19 protein-coding genes are annotated in these 21,543 nt (G+C 66.8%); 7 read left to right on the plus strand and 12 right to left on the minus strand.

Features of this window, described 5'->3' with window-relative positions; genetic code table 11:
- The first annotated feature begins 79 nt into the window (after positions 1–79).
- The 3 genes from L1892_RS12830 to L1892_RS12840 are packed head-to-tail and all read left to right on the plus strand — an operon-like array spanning position 80 to position 3,025.
- Positions 80–805 (plus strand): response regulator transcription factor, encoded by a 726-nt coding sequence (locus tag L1892_RS12830; protein WP_235723982.1) that lies wholly within the window; start codon positions 80–82, stop codon positions 803–805.
- Complete coding sequence (locus L1892_RS12835) at positions 802–2,289, plus strand: sensor histidine kinase (RefSeq protein ID WP_235723983.1); 1,488 nt, start codon at positions 802–804, stop codon at positions 2,287–2,289. The genes L1892_RS12830 and L1892_RS12835 overlap by 4 nt, the downstream gene beginning before the upstream one ends.
- 58 nt (positions 2,290–2,347) lie before the next feature.
- The gene (locus L1892_RS12840; protein WP_235723984.1) at positions 2,348–3,025 is read left to right on the plus strand and encodes a DUF899 domain-containing protein; all 678 of its coding nucleotides are present in this window, start codon (positions 2,348–2,350) and stop codon (positions 3,023–3,025) included.
- A gap of 3 nt (positions 3,026–3,028) precedes the next feature.
- Here L1892_RS12840 and L1892_RS12845 read toward each other — a convergent pair whose 3' ends face one another.
- Both L1892_RS12845 and L1892_RS12850 read right to left on the minus strand, forming a co-directional pair.
- On the minus strand, positions 3,029–3,868 hold the full coding sequence (locus L1892_RS12845; protein WP_235723985.1) for a hypothetical protein: 840 nt from the start codon (positions 3,866–3,868) through the stop codon (positions 3,029–3,031).
- 421 nt (positions 3,869–4,289) lie between these two features.
- Positions 4,290–5,393, minus strand: a complete 1,104-nt coding sequence (locus L1892_RS12850; RefSeq protein WP_435948504.1) for a DNA adenine methylase — start codon at positions 5,391–5,393, stop codon at positions 4,290–4,292.
- An 80-nt stretch (positions 5,394–5,473) separates the two neighbouring features.
- Here L1892_RS12850 and L1892_RS12855 point away from each other — a divergent pair, with 80 nt between their 5' ends.
- On the plus strand, positions 5,474–5,902 hold the full coding sequence (locus L1892_RS12855; RefSeq protein ID WP_235723986.1) for an HIT family protein: 429 nt from the start codon (positions 5,474–5,476) through the stop codon (positions 5,900–5,902).
- Between the two features lie 59 nt (positions 5,903–5,961).
- On the opposite strand, the gene L1892_RS12860 is transcribed toward L1892_RS12855, so the two are convergent.
- Complete coding sequence (locus L1892_RS12860) at positions 5,962–8,055, minus strand: RecQ family ATP-dependent DNA helicase (protein ID WP_235723987.1); 2,094 nt, start codon at positions 8,053–8,055, stop codon at positions 5,962–5,964.
- 132 nt (positions 8,056–8,187) lie between these two features.
- Here L1892_RS12860 and L1892_RS12865 point away from each other — a divergent pair, with 132 nt between their 5' ends.
- From L1892_RS12865 to purD, 3 genes are all read left to right on the plus strand, one after another.
- A complete protein-coding gene (locus L1892_RS12865) occupies positions 8,188–9,480 on the plus strand; it encodes a bifunctional glycosyltransferase family 2/GtrA family protein (protein WP_235723988.1) in 1,293 nt (430 codons plus the stop codon).
- Positions 9,477–11,606 (plus strand): ArnT family glycosyltransferase, encoded by a 2,130-nt coding sequence (locus tag L1892_RS12870; RefSeq protein ID WP_235723989.1) that lies wholly within the window; start codon positions 9,477–9,479, stop codon positions 11,604–11,606. Before L1892_RS12865 ends, L1892_RS12870 begins: the two co-directional genes overlap by 4 nt.
- Positions 11,607–11,726: 120 nt before the next feature.
- On the plus strand, positions 11,727–12,980 hold the full coding sequence (gene purD, locus L1892_RS12875; protein WP_235723990.1) for a phosphoribosylamine--glycine ligase: 1,254 nt from the start codon (positions 11,727–11,729) through the stop codon (positions 12,978–12,980).
- A 30-nt stretch (positions 12,981–13,010) separates the two neighbouring features.
- On the opposite strand, the gene eutC is transcribed toward purD, so the two are convergent.
- The 9 genes from eutC to L1892_RS12915 form a co-directional block, all read right to left on the minus strand.
- The gene (gene eutC / locus L1892_RS12880) at positions 13,011–13,787 is read right to left on the minus strand and encodes an ethanolamine ammonia-lyase subunit EutC (RefSeq protein WP_235723991.1); all 777 of its coding nucleotides are present in this window, start codon (positions 13,785–13,787) and stop codon (positions 13,011–13,013) included.
- Positions 13,784–15,193: an ethanolamine ammonia-lyase subunit EutB gene (locus L1892_RS12885; RefSeq protein ID WP_235723992.1), complete on the minus strand. Its 1,410-nt coding sequence runs from the start codon at positions 15,191–15,193 to the stop codon at positions 13,784–13,786. The genes eutC and L1892_RS12885 overlap by 4 nt, the downstream gene beginning before the upstream one ends.
- Positions 15,190–16,635: an ethanolamine permease gene (gene eat, locus L1892_RS12890; RefSeq protein WP_235723993.1), complete on the minus strand. Its 1,446-nt coding sequence runs from the start codon at positions 16,633–16,635 to the stop codon at positions 15,190–15,192. The genes L1892_RS12885 and eat overlap by 4 nt, the downstream gene beginning before the upstream one ends.
- Before the next feature lie 155 nt (positions 16,636–16,790).
- Positions 16,791–17,747: an alpha/beta hydrolase gene (locus L1892_RS12895; protein ID WP_235723994.1), complete on the minus strand. Its 957-nt coding sequence runs from the start codon at positions 17,745–17,747 to the stop codon at positions 16,791–16,793.
- 33 nt (positions 17,748–17,780) lie between these two features.
- Complete coding sequence (locus L1892_RS25120) at positions 17,781–17,933, minus strand: DUF8730 family Cys-rich protein (RefSeq protein ID WP_494516548.1); 153 nt, start codon at positions 17,931–17,933, stop codon at positions 17,781–17,783.
- Between the two features lies 1 nt (position 17,934).
- Positions 17,935–18,543, minus strand: a complete 609-nt coding sequence (locus L1892_RS12900; RefSeq protein ID WP_235723995.1) for a mycothiol-dependent nitroreductase Rv2466c family protein — start codon at positions 18,541–18,543, stop codon at positions 17,935–17,937.
- Between the two features lie 14 nt (positions 18,544–18,557).
- Positions 18,558–18,959, minus strand: a complete 402-nt coding sequence (locus tag L1892_RS12905; protein ID WP_235723996.1) for a DUF302 domain-containing protein — start codon at positions 18,957–18,959, stop codon at positions 18,558–18,560.
- Positions 18,960–19,021: 62 nt separating this feature from the next.
- A complete protein-coding gene (locus L1892_RS12910) occupies positions 19,022–19,291 on the minus strand; it encodes a metal-sensitive transcriptional regulator (protein WP_235723997.1) in 270 nt (89 codons plus the stop codon).
- A gap of 66 nt (positions 19,292–19,357) precedes the next feature.
- The gene (locus L1892_RS12915; protein WP_235723998.1) at positions 19,358–21,499 is read right to left on the minus strand and encodes an MMPL family transporter; all 2,142 of its coding nucleotides are present in this window, start codon (positions 21,497–21,499) and stop codon (positions 19,358–19,360) included.
- Positions 21,500–21,543 lie beyond the last annotated feature (44 nt).

Consider the following 21,543-nt stretch of genomic DNA (forward strand, 5'->3'; position numbering starts at 1 on the left):
ATCAGGGCTGGTGAGCATTCACAGAGTTCTCCCAGGAACCGTCCAGATCCATGGCAGGCTGGTCGGCGAGAGTGATGGCATGAGCGAATCTGTGAACGGTCCGGCAGGCGGCCAGGGCGCCAAGGTACTCGTCGTCGACGACGAGGAGAACATCCGCGAGCTGCTGTCGGTGTCGCTCAAGTTCCAGGGCTATGAGGTTTCGACCGCCGAGAACGGGCCGTCGGCGCTCGACCGCTGCCGCACCTTCAAACCCGATGTATTGATTCTCGACGTGATGATGCCGGGGATGGACGGTTTCGGGCTGCTGCGCCGGCTGCGCGCCGACGGCATCGACGCCCCGGTGCTGTTCCTGTCCGCCCGCGATTCGGTGGAGGACAAGATCAACGGACTGACCATCGGCGGCGACGACTACGTGACCAAACCGTTCTCGCTCGAGGAGGTGGTCGCCCGGCTGCAGGTGTTGCTGCGTCGCAGCGGTTTCGACGAGCAGGCCAAGGAGTCGGCCCGCATCACATTCGCCGACATCGAACTCGATGACGAGACGCATGAGGTGTGGAAGGCGGGCAACTTGGTGGCGCTCTCACCCACCGAATTCACCCTGTTGCGCTATTTCATGGTCAACGCCGGAACCGTGTTGTCGAAGCCCCGCATCCTCGACCACGTGTGGAATTACGACTTCGGTGGCGAGGTCAATGTGGTCGAGTCCTACGTCTCCTATCTGCGCCGCAAACTCGACACCGGCGACAAGCGCCTGATCCACACCTTGCGCGGCGTCGGCTACGTGATGCGAGAGCCCCGCGAGTGACCTCCCCACCTACCACCGCCCCGACCGGACACGCACCGGAGCCGGCCCGCAAGCGCGGGCTGCCGCTGCGGCTGTCTTTGGTCGGCCTGACCCTGGTCCTGGTGGTGCTGGGACTGTTTGCGTCAGGCATCGCGGTGACGTCGGCGATGAAGCAGGACCTGCTCTCGCGCACCGACGAAGGTCTGACGTCGTCGGTGGAGACCTGGGCCAAGCCGCGCGACCCGGTCAGTTTCACCCCGGGACCGCCGTTGGGGCCGCGTCGCCCGCCGTCGCAGTTCTATTCGATGATCGTCACCAGCGACGGCAACACCATCGTCAACAACGACTTCTCGTCGCAACCTGATCTGGAGTCGCTTCCCGAGGGCAGCACCGGACCGATGACCGTCGATTCGGCCGACGGCGACGGCCCGCAGTGGCGGGTGATCAAGGACGAGACGCCCTACGGTGTGTCGATCGTGGCCACCCCGCTCAGCGATGTCCACGCCACGCTGACACGGCTGATGTGGCTGCAGTTGGGCATAGGTGCGTTGGTCGTGCTGGCGATCGGTGTGCTCAGCTATCTGCTGGTGCGGTCGAGTCTGCGGCCGCTGCGTCGGGTTGAGGAGACCGCCCACGCGATCGCGGCGGGCAACCTCAACATGCGGGTGCCGCCGGCCCCGCCCAACACCGAAGTCGGCAGTCTGTCGGAGTCGCTGAACACAATGCTCGGCCAGATCCAGCGGGCATTTGCACGAACAGCCGCCTCTGAACAGCAGGCTCGCTCATCCGAAGAACAGGCACGCACCTCGGAGGAGAAGATGCGCCGGTTCATTGCCGACGCCAGCCACGAGCTGCGTACACCGTTGACCTCGATCAAGGGGTTCGCGGAGTTGTACAAGCAGGGCGCAGTGCCCGACGCCGCCGATGCGATGGGCCGGATCGACGCCGAGGCCGGCCGGATGGGTCTGCTGGTGGAGGACCTGCTGATGTTGGCTCGCCTCGACGCCCACCGCCCCGTCGACAACCGCCCGGTCGATCTGCTGGCCGTCGTCGCCGACGCGGTGCACGGTGCTGCGGCGGCCGCCCCGCACCGTGAGATCCACGTCGAGATAGGTACCACCGGTGAGCCGCCCGTGGTGACCGGCGACGCGCCGCGGTTGCTGCAAGTGCTGCGGAACCTGATCAACAATGCCATCGCGCACACACCCGACGACGCGTCGATCACCGTGGGCATCGACGTCGACACGACCGCCGAGAACGATGACGTGGTGATGACCGTGGCCGACACCGGGCAAGGTCTGACCCCCGAGGAGGCCGCGCATGTGTTCGAGCGGTTCTACCGGGGCGACTCGTCGCGTCATCGCGGCGACCGTGGCGGCGGCAGCGGGCTGGGGTTGTCCATTGTTTCGGCACTGGTGGACGCGCACGGCGGTACCGTCGGGGTGGACTCGACACCAGGGCAGGGATCGCGGTTCTGGGTGCGATTGCCGCGTCGGATCGACTAGACCGATGAGTTTCGTCGCCCGGCACGGTCAGTAGTGGGACAGCGAAAGGGGATCACTCATGTCCGCACAGATGCCGCCGGTCGTCGACGAACAGTCCTGGCGAACCGCCCTCGCCGAACTCCGGGCCCGGGAGAAGGCCGCCACCCGCGAACTCGACGCGATCGCCGCGCAGCGACGCCGGTTACCGATGGTCGAGATGCCCGATTACACACTGATCGGACCCGACGGGCCGATCTCGTTGGTTGACGTCTTCGACGGCCGCGCCCAGCTGATCGTCTACAACCACATGTGGAGCGACGGCGCAGAATTCCAGTGCGGCGGCTGCACGAGCTTCACCGCACAGTTCACCCGGCTCGACTTCCTGGCGAACTATGACGCGCGGTTCGTCATCGTCACCAACGGGCCGATCGAGGAAGCCCTCGCCTACAAGGCACGCGTCGGCAATCAGATGGAGTGGTACTCGTCGTCGGAGAGCTCATTCGGCGCCGACGTCGACGCCGGGCCGGGTGAGGGATTCGGCGTCAACGTTTTCCTCCGTGACGGCGACACCGTCTACCGCACCTGGCACACGAATGGTCGCGGCACCGAGCAGCTCTCGCACACCTTCCCACTGATCGACGCCCTGCCCTACGGGCGGCGCGAGGAATGGCAGGATTCCCCCGACGGTTGGCCGCGCACCCCGACGTATTCGGGCTGGCTGGATTCGCCGGACATCGCTCGGCTCTACGGCGAATAGCAGTCAGATCAGTCGGCGCAGCGTCGCGAACTCGCGGACGTCCTCCCGGAACCGGTCCAGGCTGACCAATGTGTACATGCCGTCGATCTGCCGGTCGGCCCACAGTTGGTGGATACGCCGTAGATCGGATTGCCTTGATTTCCAGCCGATTCCGTCGATCACCGCGAGGACGAGTTGTCGCGGCAGCCGCACCTCGGCCATCTCCTCGATCTCGCGGACCGCGTCGGTGAGTTTGCTGCCGGTGGAGTCGAAACCCTTGGCGGCCACCACGATGTCGGCGGTGTCGGGATCGCCGATGATCAGATCGGCCGGGGCGGTGCGGCCGTTGCGGCCGGTGAAGCGTGACCGCGTGGTGTAGTCGAGTCCGAGATCCTGTGCGATGGACTCGATCTCGTCCTCGATGCGGCGTCCGGAAGCGCCGGCCCGGGTGGCGGTCACCCGACTGCCGGCACGGGCGACCAGGATGTCGGCAAAAGTGTACGTGCGTTCCAGTTGGGTGCGCAGCATCCGGACCAGGTCGAACTCGGTGTCGAGCCAGGTGACCAGATCCACCGGCTGTGTCCGGGCAACCCCATGCCAGCCGGTGGTGCCGAACCGGTCACGCAACACATTCTTCAGCTTCTCCTGGGAGAGACCGACCGCCAGCCCGAGAACCGGGACGTCGGCGGGATGATCGCGGGCCCAGGCCGCGAGCCCGGCGACGTCGGTGTCGAGGAGCTCACCCAGGCTGCCCGTGGCCGTGGTGATCCGCTCGGCCTCCGGCGTCGATGCGGTCGGGTCGACGTGAGAGGTCAAGCGGCCCAGCGTCTTCAGGTAGTCGTCGAAGTCTCCTGCGTCACTCATCCGACGCTGCTTCCGCTGGTCGTGTAGCCCGTGAGGTACGAGGGGGTGTGGTGTTCGCTGGTCGAGTAGCCCGCGAGGAACGAGCGGGCGTGGTTTCTGCTGGTCGAGTAGCCCGCGAGGAACGAGCGGGCGTATCGAGACCAGGTTGCGTGGTCTCGATACGCGGGCTCGCCCTGGGGGGCTCGCTCGCTACTCGACCACCGATGGAGGTGGCTTTCTTCGCTGGTCGAGTAGTCCGTGAGGTACGAGGGGGTGTGGTGTTCGCTGGTCGAGTAGTCCGTGAGGTACGAGGGGGTGTGGTGTTCGCTGGTCGAGTAGTCCGTGAGGTACGAGGGGGTGTGGTTTCTGCTGGTCGAGTAGCCCGCGAGGAACGAGCGGGCGTATCGAGACCAGACGCAGCTACCGAGAACGTCGTCACCGCTCAGTCGCGACCGATGAAAAGGTACTCACTCACGTCGCGCCGGGTGGCGGCGACGTGCGTGCCGAAACTGTACTTGTGGTCGATCGCGATCACCTCCACGGACGGCTTGACCTTACCCAGCAGATCGACGATCCGGTCGGCGCCGGGCAGCGCGTTGGACGAGTAGGAGAGCACGATCGCCCCGGCCTGTTCGAAATGCTCGAAGGTGCGCACCAGTGCGTCCTCGATCGAATGCTTGTAAGCAAACGGTGTGTAGCGCTTGGTGAGCTTCTTGGTCTTGGTGTGCTCCATGATCGTCATACCCTGCCAATACGCGCTGAGGCCTTCGAGGAAGTGGTAGCGCTTGATGTAATCGTTGTCGTCGGTCGGCGGCGCGTACGGCGGATCGAGATAGACGAGGTCCGGTGGGGCGTCGAGCGCCGACAGATCGAGATCGAAGATGTCGCCGCTCACGCTGCGGTTGGACCGCCCGTTGCTGAACACGGTGGCGTTGTACTCGGCGGCCGACCGCGTGCGGAAATGGTCGCGCAACGACATCCGCAGGTCACGGCGGCCGTCGGCATAGCGCGACGAATCGGTGAAGGTGAACACCCCACGCGGTTGTTTACGGGCCGCCGACAACACAAGCGCCGAAATGGCCAGGTCGCGGCGGTACCCGCGCAGTCGGTCGATGTGTGACCAGGCCGAGTCCAGGAATGCGCGGTCCTCGGCGTCGAAGTACAGGCCGTCGAAGGTGTCCTGGATGAAATCGCGGTCGTCGGCGGGTGGGCCACAGATCTCGTCGATAAGGTCTGGTTCGAGCCGCACGCTGGAGTTGGCGACCGTGGCCCGGGTGATGATGTGCGGGAAGGTGAGGAAGTCGTTGCTCAGCACCTGAAAACCCTGCGCCTTCAACAGGTACGACACGACGCCCGAACCGGAGAACGCGTCGACGGCGGTGCTCCCGCCGATCTCTGCGAAGGTGCGTTCCAGGTGCGGCAGGAGCCGATACTTCGAACCCATGTACCGCAACCGCGGGAACCGCTGGGCGTGCTCGACCACGTCGGTCGAGGCAACGGTGTGGACCCGGGACGGTCCGCCGCGGGTGAACTCTGGTCGACTCACACGAAAAGAATGTCATGGACCTCCGACAGGTCGCCGACAACACGTCGGGTGGCACCGGGCTCGCAGCTACAGTGATCCCCATGGCTTCCGTCTTCACCATGATCATCAACGGAGAACTGCCCGGACGGTTCGTGTGGCGTGACGGCCAGGCCGTCGCCTTCCTCACCATCAACCCGGTGACGCCCGGACATGTGCTCGTCGTGCCCCGCAAAGAGGTAGACCACTGGGAACAGATGGACACCGCCTCCTACACCCATCTCACCGACGTCTCGCAGAAGGTGGGCCGGGCGGTGAAAGAAGCCTTCGGGGCGTCCCGGGTGGGGACGATGATCGCGGGGCTGGAGGTGCCGCACGTGCACATCCACGTGTTCCCGCTGGAGAGCATGGACGCCTTCGACCTGGGCAATGCGCAAAAGGATCCCGACCCCGCCGAACTCGACGACGCGGCCGCCAAGATCCGCGCAGCCCTGCGCTCCACCGGCTACGGCGAGTACGTCGCCGACGCCTGACCCCCCGATTTCGTAGTATGAACCGGCGATTTCTGCACGGTTCGTACTACGGATCCGGGTCAGACCGTGCGGTGGATGAGCAGCGGCGACACTGTGGCGGCGCCGGCCTCGCGCAGCGCGGCGGCGGCCAGTGTGATCGGCCAGCCCGACGCGTTCTCGTCGACCACGAGGAGCACGTTCTGACCGGCGACGTCGGGCATGTCACCGAGGTGATCGCGCCAGTAGACGGCCTCGGTGGCGCCGGTCGCGTCGCGACCCGGGGGTTCGCCCATCCGGACCGGGATCGAGAGGCCCGGACGCTTGCCCACCCGACACAGATACTCGGTGACTTGCTCGGCCAGCGTGGTACCGGTCAGCCGCAGCGACGCGATCACATCCGGACGAACGCCGCCTTCGCGCACCCAGGCCGCGAGAGTCGCGACTGCCGCGTCGCCGAGATCGCTCAGCGCGGCGTCGTCACCTCGACGTGCTCCGGCCAGCAACTCGGTCCACTCCGGGGCATCGGCATGCGCCAGCACTCGTCCGGTCTCCGCCGCGAGCGTGGCCGGAATGCGTCCGCGCGTGCCGAACACGCCGCCCGGCCACATCTTGCGTGGCTCGAGCCGCAAAGCCGAACGACGTAGTGCGCCGGTGATCGTCCGCACCGTCTCGGTGGGCACGTCGGCCGACAATGGTTCGGTCAACCGGCCGCGGCACACCGAGCAGCGCCCGCACGGCTGTGCCTCGGGGTCGTCGAGCGACGACGTGAGCAGCTGCATGAGGCATTGCCGCCCGGCTACATAGGAGCGCATGATGTCGGCCTCGCGACGGCGCACCTCGATGACGCCGTCGTAGTGTGCCTGGTCGTAGGTCCATTCGACCCCGGTCGCCTGCCATCCGTCGGGCCCCCGGTCGGTGGCGCCGTCGACGGCCAGTTGCTTGAGCATCAGTTCCACTCGGCCCCTGCGGAATCCGGTGGATGCCTCGAGTTGGGGAACCGACATCGGGCCGTCCGCTGAGTTCAGGGCATCGAGCAGTGCGTGCATCTTGTCGGGTTCGGGGATGGTCGCGGTGGCGAAATGATCCCAGATGGCGTCATCGGTGCGTGATGCCAGCAACATCACCACCGCCTCGTCGAGTGCGCGCCCGGCACGACCGACCTGCTGGTAGTAGGAGACCGGTGACGGTGGTGCGCCCACGTGCACCACGAAACCGAGGTCGGGTTTGTCGTAGCCCATGCCCAGGGCCGAGGTGGCCACCAGCGCCTTGACCTCGTTGCGCAACAACGCATCCTCCAGCTCGTGCCGCCGCTGCGCGTCGAGCTGGCCGGTGTAGGCCGCGACCGGATACTCGGTGCCGTGCACAGCGGTGATGGCGTCCACCAGGCGGTCCGCATCGGCGACGGTGAGGACGTAGACGATGCCCGACCCCGGCAGCTGCGGAAGGTACTCGGCGACCCAGCCGTAGCGTTGGATCGGCGAGAGCGCATCGATCACGTTGAGGTGCAACGATCGTCGTGCCAGTGCGCCCCGCAGCACCAGGGTGTGCGAGCCGAGTTGGGCGGCCACGTCCTCGGTGACCCGGGCGTTGGCGGTTGCGGTGGTCGCCAGCACCGGCGTCTGCGGGTTCAGTGTCTGCAGCACGTCGGAGACGCGACGGTAATCGGGTCGAAAATCGTGACCCCAGTCCGAGATCGCGTGGGCCTCGTCGATCACCAACAGCCCGAGCTGACCGGCGAGCGCGTCGAGCACACGCCGGCCGAACCCGGGATTGGCCAAACGCTCCGGGGACACCAGCAGCACATCGAGATCCCCGCCGCGCAGCTGTGCCTCGATCATCGACCACTCGTCGACATTCGACGAGTTCAAGGTCGCCGCCCGTAGCCCGGCCCGCTCGGCCGCAGCGACCTGATCACGCATCAACGACAGCAAGGGCGAGACGATCAGGGTGGGCCCGGCAGACGCGCTGCGCAGGATCGCCGTCGCCGACCAGTACACCGCTGACTTGCCCCACCCGGTGGCCTGGACCACCAGCACGCGCGCCGACGGCTCCAGCAGCGCTGCCACCGCCATGAGCTGATCGTCGCGTAGGCGTGCACCCGGCCCGGCGAGACTCTCGATCACCCGGTCGGCGGCCGTCTGCTGGTCAGGGCGCAGGGATGCGGGGGAGTTCATGACGCCAACCTATCGGTCGTGACCGACACCCGATGGTCGACCCGATCCGTTGTCCACAGACGTCAGGCCCTCACAGGAACCTGACAGCTTCAGCGCAGAGTGGGCGAAGTTAGGCATCCGATCCTCGTACACATGACAGCAGAAGCCCTTCCGACGACAGGCGAGCGCGTGGTGACGGTGGCCGACAGTTCGACACCCGCGCCCGTCCTCGACATCGTCGTCCCCGTGTACAACGAGCAGACCGATGTCGCCGGAGCGGTGCGGCGGCTGCGCGACCATCTACGGGTCAACGTGCCGTACCCGTCCCGGATCACCGTCGCCGACAATGCCAGCACCGATTCCACTTTGGCCATCGCCGCCGAACTCGCCGGCGAGATCGACGGTCTGCGGGTGGTGCATCTCGACCAGAAGGGTCGAGGACGTGCGCTCAACGCGGTGTGGCGGGGCAGCGACGCGCAGATCGTCGCCTACTGCGACGTCGACCTGTCGACCGACCTCAACGCGTTGATGCCGCTGATCGCGCCGTTGATCTCCGGGCACTCCGACATCGCGATCGGCACCCGGCTGTCGCGGTCGTCACGGGTGGTGCGCGGACCGAAGCGCGAATTCATCTCCCGCTCGTACAACCTCATCCTCAAAACGACGATGCGCGCCAAGTTCTCCGACGCGCAGTGCGGTTTCAAGGCCATGCGCACCGATATCGCCCGGCAGGTGCTGCCCTATGTCGAGGACACCGGTTGGTTCTTCGACACCGAGCTGCTGGTGCTGGCCGAGCGGATCGGCCTGCGGATCGCCGAGGTGCCCGTCGACTGGGTCGACGACCCCGACAGCACCGTCGACATCGTCTCCACTGCGGTCGCCGACCTGAAAGGCTGCGCCCGCGTCGGCTACGCCTTGACGACGGGCCGGTTGCCCATCGCCGAACTGCGTGCCGCCCTCGGCCGCGGCCGAGGGCCCGGCCCCGACATCGACGGCGTCCCGTTCGGACTGGTCGGCCAACTCGCCCGGTTCTGCGTGATCGGCATCGCCTCGACCATCGCGTATGCCGTTCTGTACCTGATGCTGCACGCCTTCCTCGGCGCTCAGGTCTCCAACTTCGTCGCACTCGCGATCACCGCCGTCCTCAACACCGCCGCCAACCGGCGCTTCAGCTTCGGCGTGCAGGGGCGTGCGGGAATGATGCGGCACCACTTCTTCGGACTCGGTGTGTTCCTGTTCGGCTGGGCAGTGACCGCCGGTTCGCTGGTCATCCTGCACGGGGCCGCGCCCGAGGCGTCCAAGCATGTCGAACTGGTGGTACTGGTGGTGGCCAACCTCGTTGCCACGCTGACCCGATTCGTCGGCCTGCGCTGGGTGTTCCGCAGCCACAACAGTGTCCGTGACGTCGCCGGCCCGGCCGGCGCGATGGAAGGCGCCGCCGAATGACCGCCGTTGTCGACGCACACTCCGCCGCACCCGTTCCGCCCGACGCACCCGCGTCCGGGCGGAACGCCCCTGTGTGGCAGCGTCTGTCACTGGTCGCGTTGCTGCTCGGCACCGCGATCGCGTATCTCGCGAATCTTTCCGCCAACGGCTGGGCCAACTCCTTCTACTCGGCGGCCATCCAGGCCGGATCGGAGTCGTGGAAGGCGTGGTTCTTCGGGTCGTCGGACATGGCCAACTCCATCACCGTCGACAAACCGCCTGCCTCGCTGTGGATTCCGGGGATTTCGGTGCGTATCTTCGGACTCAACTCGTGGTCGATCCTGGTGCCCGAGGTGCTGATGGGTGTGGCGTCGGTGGCGTTGCTCTACCTGATCACCAAGAAATACTTCGGCCACTGGCCGGGCATCCTCGCCGGCCTGGTGCTGGCGGTCACGCCGGTCGCTGCGATGATGTTCCGCTTCGACAACCCCGAGGCCCTGCTCCTGCTGCTGATGATCGCGGCGGTGTGGGCGACGCTGAAGGCGGTCGAGGACGGCAGACTGCGCTGGATGGTCCTGACCGGTGTCTTCGTCGGTTTCGGTTTCCTCACCAAGCAACTGCAGGTGATGCTCATCGTGCCGCCGCTGGCGATCACCTACCTGGCCTTCGGCCAACACACCTGGGTCAAGCGCATCGGGCACCTGTTCGCCGCGTTGGGAGCGATGATCGTCAGCGCCGGTTGGTGGATTCTCGCCGTCGAACTGTGGCCGGCGTCGTCGCGCCCCTGGATCGGTGGCTCGCAGAACAACTCGATCCTGGAACTCACGCTGGGCTACAACGGTTTCGGTCGACTCAACGGCAACGAGACCGGCAGCGTCGTTCCTGGTGGTCGGGGCGGTGGCTACACCGGAGCGATGGGCGGACCCGCCGGTTACGTCGGTGCGGGCGGGCCACCCGGTGGTGGACCCGGCGGGGGTGGCGGGATGTGGGGTGAGACCGGCTGGCTACGCATGTTCGAACCGGCGCAGGGTGGTCAGATCGCCTGGCTGATCCCTACCGGCATCGTGCTGGGGATCGCTGCGCTGGTACTGATCGGCAAGGCCCGACGCACCGACGCACGCCGCGCCTACCTCGCGGTGTGGGGACTGTGGCTGCTGGTGACGATGGCGGTCTTCAGCTTCATGGCCGGTATCTTCCACAGCTACTACACCGCGGCGCTGGCACCTGCGGTCGCCGCGGTAGTGGCTGGTGGGGCAGCGGTGTGCTGGTCGCAGCGGGATCGGCTGTGGGTGCGCATCGTGCTCGCCGCGGCCGTCTGGATCGCCGCGATCTGGGGTTTCGTACTGCTGAACCGGTCACCGGACTTCGTGCCGTGGCTGAGGTGGATGGTGCTGCTCGTCGGGCTGGTCAGCGGTGTCGTGATGCTGTTGGCACATCGGACCTACCTGTCGGCGGTCGCGGCGATCACCGCACTGGCTGCTGGGTTGGCCGGGCCGATCGCGTACACGGTTGACACCATCGCCACACCCAAACAAGGGTCGATCATCAGTGCGGGCCCCCGTGTCGAGGGCGAATTCGGCCCCGGCGGGGGTGGACCCGGCGGCCGGGGTGGTGGGGGACGCGACGGTGCGCGCGGTGGTGCGGCTGGTGCGCCCTGGATGACGCCGGGCGGAAACGCCGGTGCGAACGGTGCCGGTCCGGCCATGCCCGCCGACGGTGGATTCCCCGGCATGGCGGGTCCCGGCATAATGGGCCCTGAGGCGGGCACCGGCGGACCGGGCGGGCTGCTCAACGGCTCGACACCGAGCGCCGAACTCGTCGCGATGCTGCGCACCGACGCCGACAGCTACACCTGGGTGGGTGCGGCGGTCGGATCCAACGAGGCGTCGGGATACCAACTCGAGTCCGGATACTCGGTGATGCCGATCGGCGGCTTCAACGGGACCGACCCATCGCCGACGCTGGAGCAGTTCCAGAAGTTGGTCTCCGATGGGCAGATCCACTACTTCCTCGGTGGTGGCCGCGGGTTCGGCATGTCGGATGAGTCGCAACCCTCGGCGCAGATCGCCCAGTGGGTGGCCGACAACTTCACCGCCGAAACCGTCGACGGCACCACGGTGTACGACTTGACGGCGCCGACTGAGTGAGCCGGTTCCTCCGCCCGGTGTCGGTTACCCGTCCGGAAACGGCGGGCGGAGGACCACAAACCCGGGTACGAACGCACCGGAGGAGAGGCGGTGCACCGAAGACCCACTAGAGTCATCTGCGTGCGCGTACTCGTGATCGGCTCGGGCGGCCGCGAACATGCCCTGCTCATCGGACTGTCGAAGGACCCCTCGGTCACCGAACTGCACGCCGGGCCCGGGAATGCCGGCACTTCGGCGATCGCGACCAATCATCCGGTCGACATGGTCTCCGCCGATGCCGTCGTCGCGCTGGCCAAGGGCGTCGAGGCGGATCTGGTGGTCATCGGACCCGAGGTGCCGCTGGTGGCAGGCGTCGCCGACGCCCTGCGCGCCGCCGGCTTCGCCACATTCGGACCCAGCGCCGACGCCGCACGTATCGAAGGATCCAAGGCGTTCGCCAAGGACGTGATGGCATCGGCCGGCGTGCGTACCGCACACAGTGAGATCGTCGACAACCCGGCCAAACTCGACGCCGCCCTGGACCGTTTCGGACCCACCTGGGTGGTCAAGGACGACGGGTTGGCCGCCGGCAAGGGTGTGGTGGTCACCGAGGATCGTTCGGCCGCACGCGACCACGCGGCCGAATTGCTGGAGAACGGTCACCCGGTGCTGTTGGAGAGCTTCCTCGACGGGCCCGAGGTGTCGTTGTTCTCGCTGGTCGACGGCGAGGACGTGGTGCCGCTGATCCCCGCGCAGGATCACAAACGCGTCGGCGACGGCGACGCCGGCCCCAACACCGGAGGCATGGGGGCCTACACACCGCTGCCGTGGCTGCCCGCCGAGGTGACCCAGCAGATCGTCGACGAGGTGGTCAAGCCGGTCGCGGCCGAGATGGCCAAGCGTGGCACCCCGTTCTCGGGTCTGCTCTATGCCGGCCTGGCCATCGGCAAAGACGGGCCGGCCGTCGTCGAGTTCAACTGCCGCTTCGGCGACCCGGAGACTCAAGCGGTACTGGCGTTGCTGAAATCGCCTCTGGGGCAAGCACTCAACGCGACTGCCACCGGGACGCTCGGTGAGCTGGCGCCGCTGGAATGGGCGGACGGTGCCGCGGTCACCGTGGTGGTGGCTGCAGAGAACTATCCGGGCAAGCCGCGCACCGGTGACGTCATCGGTGGTGCCGAGGGCGAGGGTGTCCTCCACGCCGGCACCGCGCGGTCCGACGACGGTGCGGTGGTCTCGGCCGGCGGACGGGTGCTCTCGGTCGTCGGAACCGGCGTCGACCTCGCCGAGGCGCGCGCACAGGCCTACGACCGCATAGCGGCGGTCAAACTGCCCGGATCGCATCACCGCACCGACATCGGTCAGGCCGCACTAGAGGGACGCATCAGTCTCTGACGTCCTCGGACCGGCGGAGTGACCGTCTCGTCACGACTGATCCAACACTTCGCGGGCGCTGTCGGGGAGTTCGGCGCGCGAGGTGTCCTTGAGTGCGACGCCGGACCGACCGAGCTTGCGGGCGCCGTCGACGAGGGCGGCGGTGATGGCGGCAGCGGTGTCGTAGTCGAGTCCGTCGGGCGGATGGATGTTGGAGATGCAGTTGCGGTCGGCGTCGTTGAGGCCCACTCGCGGTCGGTGGGTCAGGTAGATGCCGAGGCTGTCGGCGACAGACAGTCCGGGGCGTTCTCCGATGATCATGATCACCGTCTGCGCCCCGAGCGCCTGCCCGATGTGGTCGCCGAGTGCCACGCGGGCCTGGGTGGCGATGACCGGCGGCGCGAGGGTGAACCGCGAGCCGAGTCTCGCCAATAGCGCCGCCAGCAGCCCCGACCCGTGATCGGTGAGTGCGCGTGGCGACAGTCCGTCGGCCAGCACGATGGCGATGTCGGCGCCCGTGTCGGGGAGATGGGCGACGTCGGCAGGTCGGCGACCCAGATCGGGGCGGCGCAGGTACTCGCTGCGGGAATGCGCTTGGCTCTCGACTGCCAGCGCGGGCGCGATGTCGAGGTCGGCGAGTTGCTTTCGGAGGTCGTCGAGGTCAAGCGGATCGTGCACGGCGTCGCGTGCGGCGGCATGCGCCGCCTGGAATTCGAGCACCCGACGCGACGGCATCGAGTTGCCGGCTCGTCCCAGACCGATGCGGGCCTGTGTGGTGCGCCGCAGCTCGGACCAGATGTCCTCGGCGGGGCGGTGTGCGCCGGTCATCGAGCCGCAGTGAGGGATCGCAGGGGCGAGCCGGCCAGATCGACGGGCAGGATCCGTCCGTCGTCGTCAGCCATTCCGAGGCCGGCCAGCCACGTCTCGAACTCGGGGGCGGGGCGTAGCGAGAGTGCCTGACGCACGTACAGCGCGTCGTGAAATGACAGGCTCTGGTACCCGAGCATGACGTCGTCAGCGCCGGGCACGGCGATGACGAACGCGGCTCCGGCCACGCCCAGCAGGGTCAGCAGGGTGTCCATGTCGTCCTGATCGGCTTCGGCGTGATTGGTGTAGCAGACGTCGACGCCCATCGGGAGTCCGAGGATCTTGCCGCAGAAGTGATCTTCGAGTCCGGCCCGGATGATCTGTTTGCCGTCGTAGAGGTATTCGGGGCCGATGAATCCGACGACCGTGTTGATCAGCAGGGGTTCGATGTCGCGGGCGACGGCATAGGCGCGGGTCTCGAGGGTCTGCTGATCGACGGGTTTGCCGCCGATCCCGACGTGGGCGTCGGCCGACAGCGCCGACCCCTGCCCGGTCTCGAGGTACATGACGTTGTTCCCGACGGTGCCACGACGCAGCGAGCGTCCCGCTTCGTTGGCCTCACGCAGCAGCGCGATGTCGACGCCGAAACTGCGGTTGGCGCCCTCGGTGCCGGCGATCGACTGGAAGACGAGGTCGACCGGCGCCCCCTGTTCGATGAGGTCGACGGTGGTGGTGACGTGCGACAGCACACACGACTGCATGGGAATGGCGAACCGCTGCCGGATGTCGTCGAGCAGATGCAGCAGATCGGACGTGGCGTGGGGGGAATCGGTGGCCGGGTTGATCCCGATCACCGCGTCACCGCACCCCATCAGCAGCCCGTCGAGCGTGGCCGCCGCGATTCCGCGCGGGTCGTCGGTGGGGTGATTGGGTTGCAGTCGGGTCGCGATGGTCCCGGGCAGTCCGATGGTGGTGCGGAAGGCTGCGGTCACCGTCGCGGCCGAGGCCACCAGGATCAGATCTTGGTTGCGCATGATCTTTGACGTGGCCGCCACCATCTCGGGCGTCAAACCCCTGGCGACAGAGGCGATCCGGGCGGCGCTGTCGTCGCGGGCAGCGGTCTCGAGAAACCAGTCGCGCAGTCCGCCGACGGTGAGATGGGAGATGACTCTGAACGCCTCGCGGTCGTGGGAGTCGATGATCAGGCGGGTGACCTCGTCGGACTCGTACGGAACGACCTGCTCGTCGAGGAATGTGGTGAGCGGCAGATCGGCGAGTTGCCAGGCCGCGGCGGCCCGTTCGGCATCGGACTGTGCCGCGCATCCGGCGAGTTCATCACCGGATCGTCGGGGCGTCGCCTTGGCCATGAGGTCGACGAGGCCATCGAACTCATATGTCGTCCCCGAGATGGTCTGGCTGAACTTCACCGCAGCTCCTCCTCCGCTTGCGCCAGGGCAGCGAACTCCTCGTCCGGCGAGTTCGCGACGAGCCGATGACGGCTGTACACAGCGAAGTACAACATGAAAAGTGCGAACACGCCGAGGCAGCACAGCGCGGCCACCACATCGACGAGGAACGTCGCGATCACGGCGATGACCGCGATCACCAAGGCGAATCCGGTGGTCACCACGCCGCCCGGTGTGCGGTAGGGGCGCTTCATATCGGGCTCGCGACGACGAAGAACGATGTGGCTCACCATGATCAGCACGTAGCTCGAGGCGGCGCCGAACACCGCCATGTTGAGTAGCAGGTCACCTTCGCCGGTCAGCGACAGCAAGAACCCGATGACGCCGGGCACGATCAGCGCCAGTGTCGGAGCCTTGCGTCGGTTGGTGACCGACAGGATCGTCGGGAGGTAACCGGCGCGTGACAGGGCGAACAACTGTCGTGAGTAGGCGTAGATGATCGAGAAGAAGCTCGCGATCAGGCCCGCCAGGCCGATGTAGTTGACCACCTTGGCCATCCCGGAATCGCCCAACGCCTCGACCAGCGGATTGCCGGACTCCGACATCGGGCCCGCACCACCGGCACCGGTGGTCAGCACCAGTACCGTCACGCAGGTGATCAACAGGACGCCGATGGCGGCGATGATGCCGCGCGGGACATTCCGTTCCGGGTTGGCGGTCTCCTCGGCGGCCAGGGGGACACCTTCGATGGCCAGGAAGAACCAGATCGCGAACGGGATGGCCGACCAGATTCCCAGGTAGCCCAACGGCAGGAACGACGATGAGCCGGCCGCGTCGGTGGCCGCGATGTCGGTGAGATTTCCGGCGTCGAAATGCCCGATTGCGGCGATCGCGAAGATGACCAGACCGACCAGGGCGATGGCGGTGATCACGAACATCACCTTCAGCGCCTCGCCGACTCCGGAGAGATGGATACCGATGAAGATCGCGTACACGGCGAGGTAGATCCACCACCCGTCGACGATGCCGAACAGGTTGAGCGAGTCGACGTAGGCGCCGATGAACGTGGCGATGGCGGCCGGGGCGATCGAATACTCGATCAAGATGGCTGTGCCGGTGGCGAATCCGCCCCACGGGCCGAGGGCGCGCCGGGCGAAGGTGTAACCGCCGCCGGCTGCCGGGAGGGCGGAGGACAATTCCGCCATGCCCAGAACCAGGCACAGATACATCGCCGCGATGATGACGGCGGCGATGGCGAGGCCGCCGAATCCGCCCTCGCCGAGTCCGAAGTTCCAGCCGGAGTAGTCACCGGAGATCACGTAGCTGACGCCGAGTCCGGCCAGCAGCAGCCAGCCGGCGCTGCCGCCCTGTAGTTGGCGTTTTGCGAGATAGCTCTGTGACTCGGAGTGGGTGTCGACACCACCGGTGAGGTGATGCGGATGCCTTGGGTCCTCGGTTGCCACGGTCGGCCTCCTTCTGCGCACCGGTGTTCATGATGTGAACAACACTGACTGACAAACGTGATCCCTGACACTATTGAGACAACGTTGCAACCGAGTTGGTCAGGCGCGGCACTGGCCGTTCGGACAGGTGGGTGGGACGTGGCGGCCGAGGACGCTCAGCGTGCGAGATTGCGGCCGAGGAACTCCACGTGATCGGGTAACACGCTGCGCCAGTAGCGGTTGGTGTGCCCACCCGCGGAAGTGCCGAATGCGGCGGGCGGGTGCAGGTCGGCGGCCCACTGTCGGGTGTAGGTGAAGAACTGGTCCGACGACCCGATGCAGATCAGCAGCGGGATCCTGGCGAACGCGGATTGCTGCCCGAACAGCGAGTTGACTCGATAATCGGCGGCCGAATCGAAGGCGCGGGGTGGAAAATTGCGTGGATCTGCCCACAGCGCAGGGGAACTCACCGACACCGCGGCGACCTTGGGTGACCCGACTAGCGCGCCGAGCCGGAGCGCGCCGTAGCCACCCATCGACCAGCCGAACAGGCCGATTCGCTCGGTGGACAGGTTCAGCGCCTCGTCGGCCTCGAGCATTGGTAGGAACTCGTCCAGGATCATCGCGGCACCGTCGGCGCCATCGGTGCGCCGGTGGTAGTAGTTGCGCCCGACGTCGGCCGACGCCAACGCGAACGGCACACCGCCGTCGTCGACGTAGCGTTGCAGCACGTTCTGCATCTGCTGCTTCTCGGAGAAGATCGATTGCTCGTTGGTGTTCAGCGCGTGCAGTACCACCACGACCGGCAGTCGTCCGGTGACGCCGTCCGGGCGTGCGACCGCCCAGCGTGTCTCGCGGCCGCCCATCTTGGCCGATCGAAAACTGCCGGTGATCAGCGCCGGACCTTCGCTTGGGATCTCCGCCGGACTCTGCTCGGGGGGTAGTTCGTCGTCGGCGGCGTGCGCGCCCAGACGCGGCGGGTCGATGTCGGGTTGCTCGTCGTGGGCGCAGGCGGACAATCCACCGATCATCGCCGCACCCAGACCGCCGACGAGGACCGAACGCCGGCTGACCCGTCCACCGCTGTGGGTGAACGGGTCAGCTGCGATCGGGAAACGTGGTTCGCGGGGCATCGACTCCACAGCGTACTGGTGTCGTCGTGACGGTCAGCCGCGCCGGAAGAAGCCACGCTTTCTGGCATCGGCGTGCCCCGGGCACCACTTATTCGCGGGCACCATCCGCCGCACAGCGTCGACGTGGCTGCCGCAGCCGGCCCACGTGGTCTTGCCGCATTGGGGGCAACGGGTGGGATGGCACATGTCAGGCCGGCGTTTCGTGCATGTTCGGTGGGCCGGACTTCGGTCGCTCCACCTGCGCGAAGGCCGGTGACGAAGCCAGTGCGGTGAACCCGCCGAAGAGGCGTACCGCTTCCTCAGGTGCCGGGATCTCGGTGAGTACCGGGCCGAAGAAGGCGCGACCGTTAACGACGGTGATCGGACTGCCACCAGAGTCGCCGAGTGCATCCTGGCTGCGTTGGTGTGCCGCACGTACCGCGTCATCCCAGCTCTCGTCGTCCATGGCGGAGACCAGTGACGGTTCCAGCCCGCACTCGCTGAGCGCCTCGCGGGCCAGTTCGTCGGTCAGCTCGTTGCCCTCGGCATGCAGTCGTCGGCCGAGAGCGGTGTACAGCTCGCCGAAGTCCTCGGTCCCCGTTGCCGCGGCCACCAGGCGTCCGATGCGGCGCGATGTCTGTAGGCGCGCGGCCTGGGCGTCGTCGGCGTCCTGGTCCTCGTTCAGTACGGCGAGGCTCATCAGACGCCAGGTCACGCGGACGTCGCTGTGCTCGGCGGCGCTGGTGAGCCATCGCGAGGTGACCCAGGTGAACGGGCAGATTGGGTCTCCGTAGATCTTGACGTCGGTGTCGGTCATTGTGTCTCCGCCCCTCATGCCGATTTCAGCGCGTCCATGGCGGCCTGCAGCTTCGTCGAGGCATCGGCCGCGACGTCGGGGAGGCCCGGGGCGTCGGTCACCTGGACCATGATGTCGGGATTCATGGCCTCGACGATCACGGTGCCGTCGTGCTCGGTGTCGTCGCGGACCACGACGTTGCAGGGCAACAGCAGCCCGATCTGCCGGTCGACGTCGAGGGCGCGATGCGCCAGCGGTGGATTGCAGGCGCCGAGGATCAGGTAGTTTTCCATGTCCTCGTCGAGCTTCTTCTTCAGCGTGGCCTTCACGTCGATCTCGGTCAGCACGCCGAATCCCTGCTCGGACAGGGCCTCGCGGGTGCGAGTCACGGCGTCGTCGAAGGTGGTCTGCAATGTCGCGGTGTAGCCGAGTTGCATCGCTCTCATCCTTTCTGTTGGGGGTGTTCTCATGCTGTCCGACCGCCCGGACCCCCGGTGGGTCAGGCCAGTGCCAGAAACAGCTTCTCGAGTTGTTCTTCGGTCATGGGTTCGGCGTTCTCGACCTCCTCGCCGGACATGCACTGACGCAATCCGGTGGCGACGATCTTGAATCCTGCCCGGTCGAGAGCCCGAGACACCGCGGCGAGCTGGGTGACGACGTCCTTGCAGTCGCGGCCCTGCTCGATCATCGAGATGACGCCCGCGAGCTGGCCGTGCGCCCGCCGCAACCGGTTGAGCACCACGGTCATCGATTCTTGATCGCCTACCATGAGGTTCCTTCTTTCATTCAGTGACGCTCTCAGTGTATACCCCTCGGGGTATCGGGAGAGCGATCCTCAGTGGCTGAACGACACCTTGGGCAGGATTCGCCGTAACCACGCCGGACTCCACCAGGCACCGTGGCCGGTGATCCGCAGCAGCACGGGCAGCAGTACCAACCGAATCAGCGTGGCGTCGAGCAGGACCGCGACACCCAGAATGATGCCCATCTCCTTCGGCGGCAGCGGATCTGCCAGGGCGAAAGTGAAGAACACCGCGACCATCACCGCAGCGGCGGCGAAGATCACCCGACCGGAATGGGCGAGCCCGTCCACGTGAGCCACCTTGGGGTCCTTGGAGCGTTCATAGTGCTCCTTGGCGGTGGCGAGTAGGAACACGGTGTAGTCCATCGCGATCGCGAAGATCATGGCGAAGAAGAACACGGGGCCCCAGCCGTTCAGGAAGCCCTGAGGTTGGAAACCGAGCACCCCCGATCCCCAGCCTTCCTGGAAGATCAACCGCGCGACGCCGAAGGCGGCGGCGGTCGACAGCAGACTCACCACGGTGCCCAGGAGTGCGATCAACGGGGCCTGCAGCGCGATCAGCAGCAACAGGAAACCGAGCGTGAGGATCACCCCGACCACGATCGGGAACCAGTCATTCAGGGCTTGTTGCAGATCAATGTTCTCCGCGGGAGCGCCGCCGACCAGGGCGTCGGGCGGAAGTGCAGTGCGCAGCTCGGTGACGATCGTGTTCATCTGGTCATCGGAGGGGTCGACCGCAGGGATGGCCTGCAGCATCACGTAGCCGGAGCCGTCGGCGTCCGGTTGCGGGGGAGTGACCATCGCGACGCCGGGTGTCGAGGACGCAACCTCGGCGGTCTGTGCGGCCTGAGCCTCGGGTGCGATGATCTGCAGCGCACCGGGTGCACCCGGGCCCATGGCTTCCTGTACGACCTCGTAGCCCTGGCGCACCGGTGCGTCCTCGGGGACGACGCTGATCGACGGCATGGCGACCTTGATACCGATCACCGGCAACGCTAACACGATCAGGATCGCCAGCGATCCGACCGCGAACGGCCACGGGTGGCGGTGCAGCAGTTCACCCCACCTGGCGAACACCGGCGAGCGATGCTGCTGGCGCTTGGCCCACGGCAGTGAGACGGCGTTGACGCCGTTACCGATGGCGCCGAGCACCGCGGGCAGCAAGGTCATCGTGGCCGCCAGTACGAACACGACGGCCAGCATGATGCCCACCGCCATGGTTCGGACCGCGGGCGCGGGCACCAGGAGCACCGCCGACAAGCTGACCAACACCGTCAGGCCGGACAACATCACGGCCTTGCCGGCCGTGTCCATGGTCTCGACGGTGGCCGCGACCTTGTCCTTGCGGTGAGCCATCGCGGCGCGGAAGCGAGAGACGATGAACAGGGCGTAGTCGATGCCCAGGGCGAGCGCGAACATCATCGCGAAGTTCATGGCCCACACCGAGATTGGCGTGATCATGTTCAGCAGCACCAGGCCGCCGGCAGAGGCGACCAGGCCGGCGATGGTGAGCAGCAGCGGCAGGCCGGCGGCGACCAGTGAACCGAAGGCGAGCACCATGATCGCGAGTGTGATCGGCCAGGAAACCATCTCGGCCTTGATCATCGCGTCGTGGTTGGCCTTGTTGAAGTCGCTCCACAGGGCGGACGCACCTGTCGGATAGACGTCGATTCCGTTGCCGGACAACGCTGTCAATTCGTCTTTGTGGTCGTCGACGGCCTTCACCATGTCGTCGGTGGTGCCATTGGCCCCGATCAGGACGATACCGGTGTGACCGTCCGGACTGATGGTCATGCCAGGTTGTGGCGGCACGACCGCGCCGAAGCGGTCGTCGGTCGTGGCGACATCGGTGATCTGCCCGATGACCCGCTGCATGTCGGGACTCGAGATGTCCTGGTCATCGGAGTGGACGACCACCTGGACCGCCGCCGACGAGTTGCCGCCGAAGTGTTCCTCGGCGAGTTCGCGTACGGCCACCGACTCCGAACCATTGGCCTGCCACCCGGCGCCGGCCAGTGAGTTGAAGACCGAGGGTGCGAAAGCGCCGAGGCCGATCACGAGCAGCGACCAGATCGCGAAGACCCAGCGTCGGTGTGTGGCGGTGGCGCCACCCAATCGCCCGAGGGGCCCGGTTTTCCGGGACTCCTCGGTATCTGTTTCTGCCGTTGTTGTCACGAGGTTGCCTCCAGACGCCCGGGGAACATACCCAGGGGGGTATC

It is taken from the genome of Gordonia tangerina, assembly GCF_021556435.1.
In the GTDB taxonomy this organism is placed as follows: Bacteria; Actinomycetota; Actinomycetes; order Mycobacteriales; family Mycobacteriaceae; genus Gordonia; species Gordonia tangerina.

Coding starts and splice junctions, on each gene's coding strand:
- L1892_RS25120 (WP_494516548.1), bottom strand. CDS start 17,933: ATGTGCCATCCCACCCGTTGCCCCCAATGCGGCAAGACCACGTGGGCC.
- eutC (WP_235723991.1), bottom strand. CDS start 13,787: ATGACCGGCGCACACCGCCCCGCCGAGGACATCTGGTCCGAGCTGCGG.
- L1892_RS12905 (WP_235723996.1), bottom strand. CDS start 18,959: ATGCAACTCGGCTACACCGCGACATTGCAGACCACCTTCGACGACGCC.
- L1892_RS12840 (WP_235723984.1), top strand. CDS start 2,348: ATGTCCGCACAGATGCCGCCGGTCGTCGACGAACAGTCCTGGCGAACC.
- L1892_RS12845 (WP_235723985.1), bottom strand. CDS start 3,868: ATGAGTGACGCAGGAGACTTCGACGACTACCTGAAGACGCTGGGCCGC.
- L1892_RS12895 (WP_235723994.1), bottom strand. CDS start 17,747: ATGCCCCGCGAACCACGTTTCCCGATCGCAGCTGACCCGTTCACCCAC.
- L1892_RS12830 (WP_235723982.1), top strand. CDS start 80: ATGAGCGAATCTGTGAACGGTCCGGCAGGCGGCCAGGGCGCCAAGGTA.
- L1892_RS12860 (WP_235723987.1), bottom strand. CDS start 8,055: ATGAACTCCCCCGCATCCCTGCGCCCTGACCAGCAGACGGCCGCCGAC.
- L1892_RS12870 (WP_235723989.1), top strand. CDS start 9,477: ATGACCGCCGTTGTCGACGCACACTCCGCCGCACCCGTTCCGCCCGAC.
- L1892_RS12865 (WP_235723988.1), top strand. CDS start 8,188: ATGACAGCAGAAGCCCTTCCGACGACAGGCGAGCGCGTGGTGACGGTG.
- L1892_RS12855 (WP_235723986.1), top strand. CDS start 5,474: ATGGCTTCCGTCTTCACCATGATCATCAACGGAGAACTGCCCGGACGG.
- L1892_RS12900 (WP_235723995.1), bottom strand. CDS start 18,543: ATGACCGACACCGACGTCAAGATCTACGGAGACCCAATCTGCCCGTTC.
- L1892_RS12910 (WP_235723997.1), bottom strand. CDS start 19,291: ATGGTAGGCGATCAAGAATCGATGACCGTGGTGCTCAACCGGTTGCGG.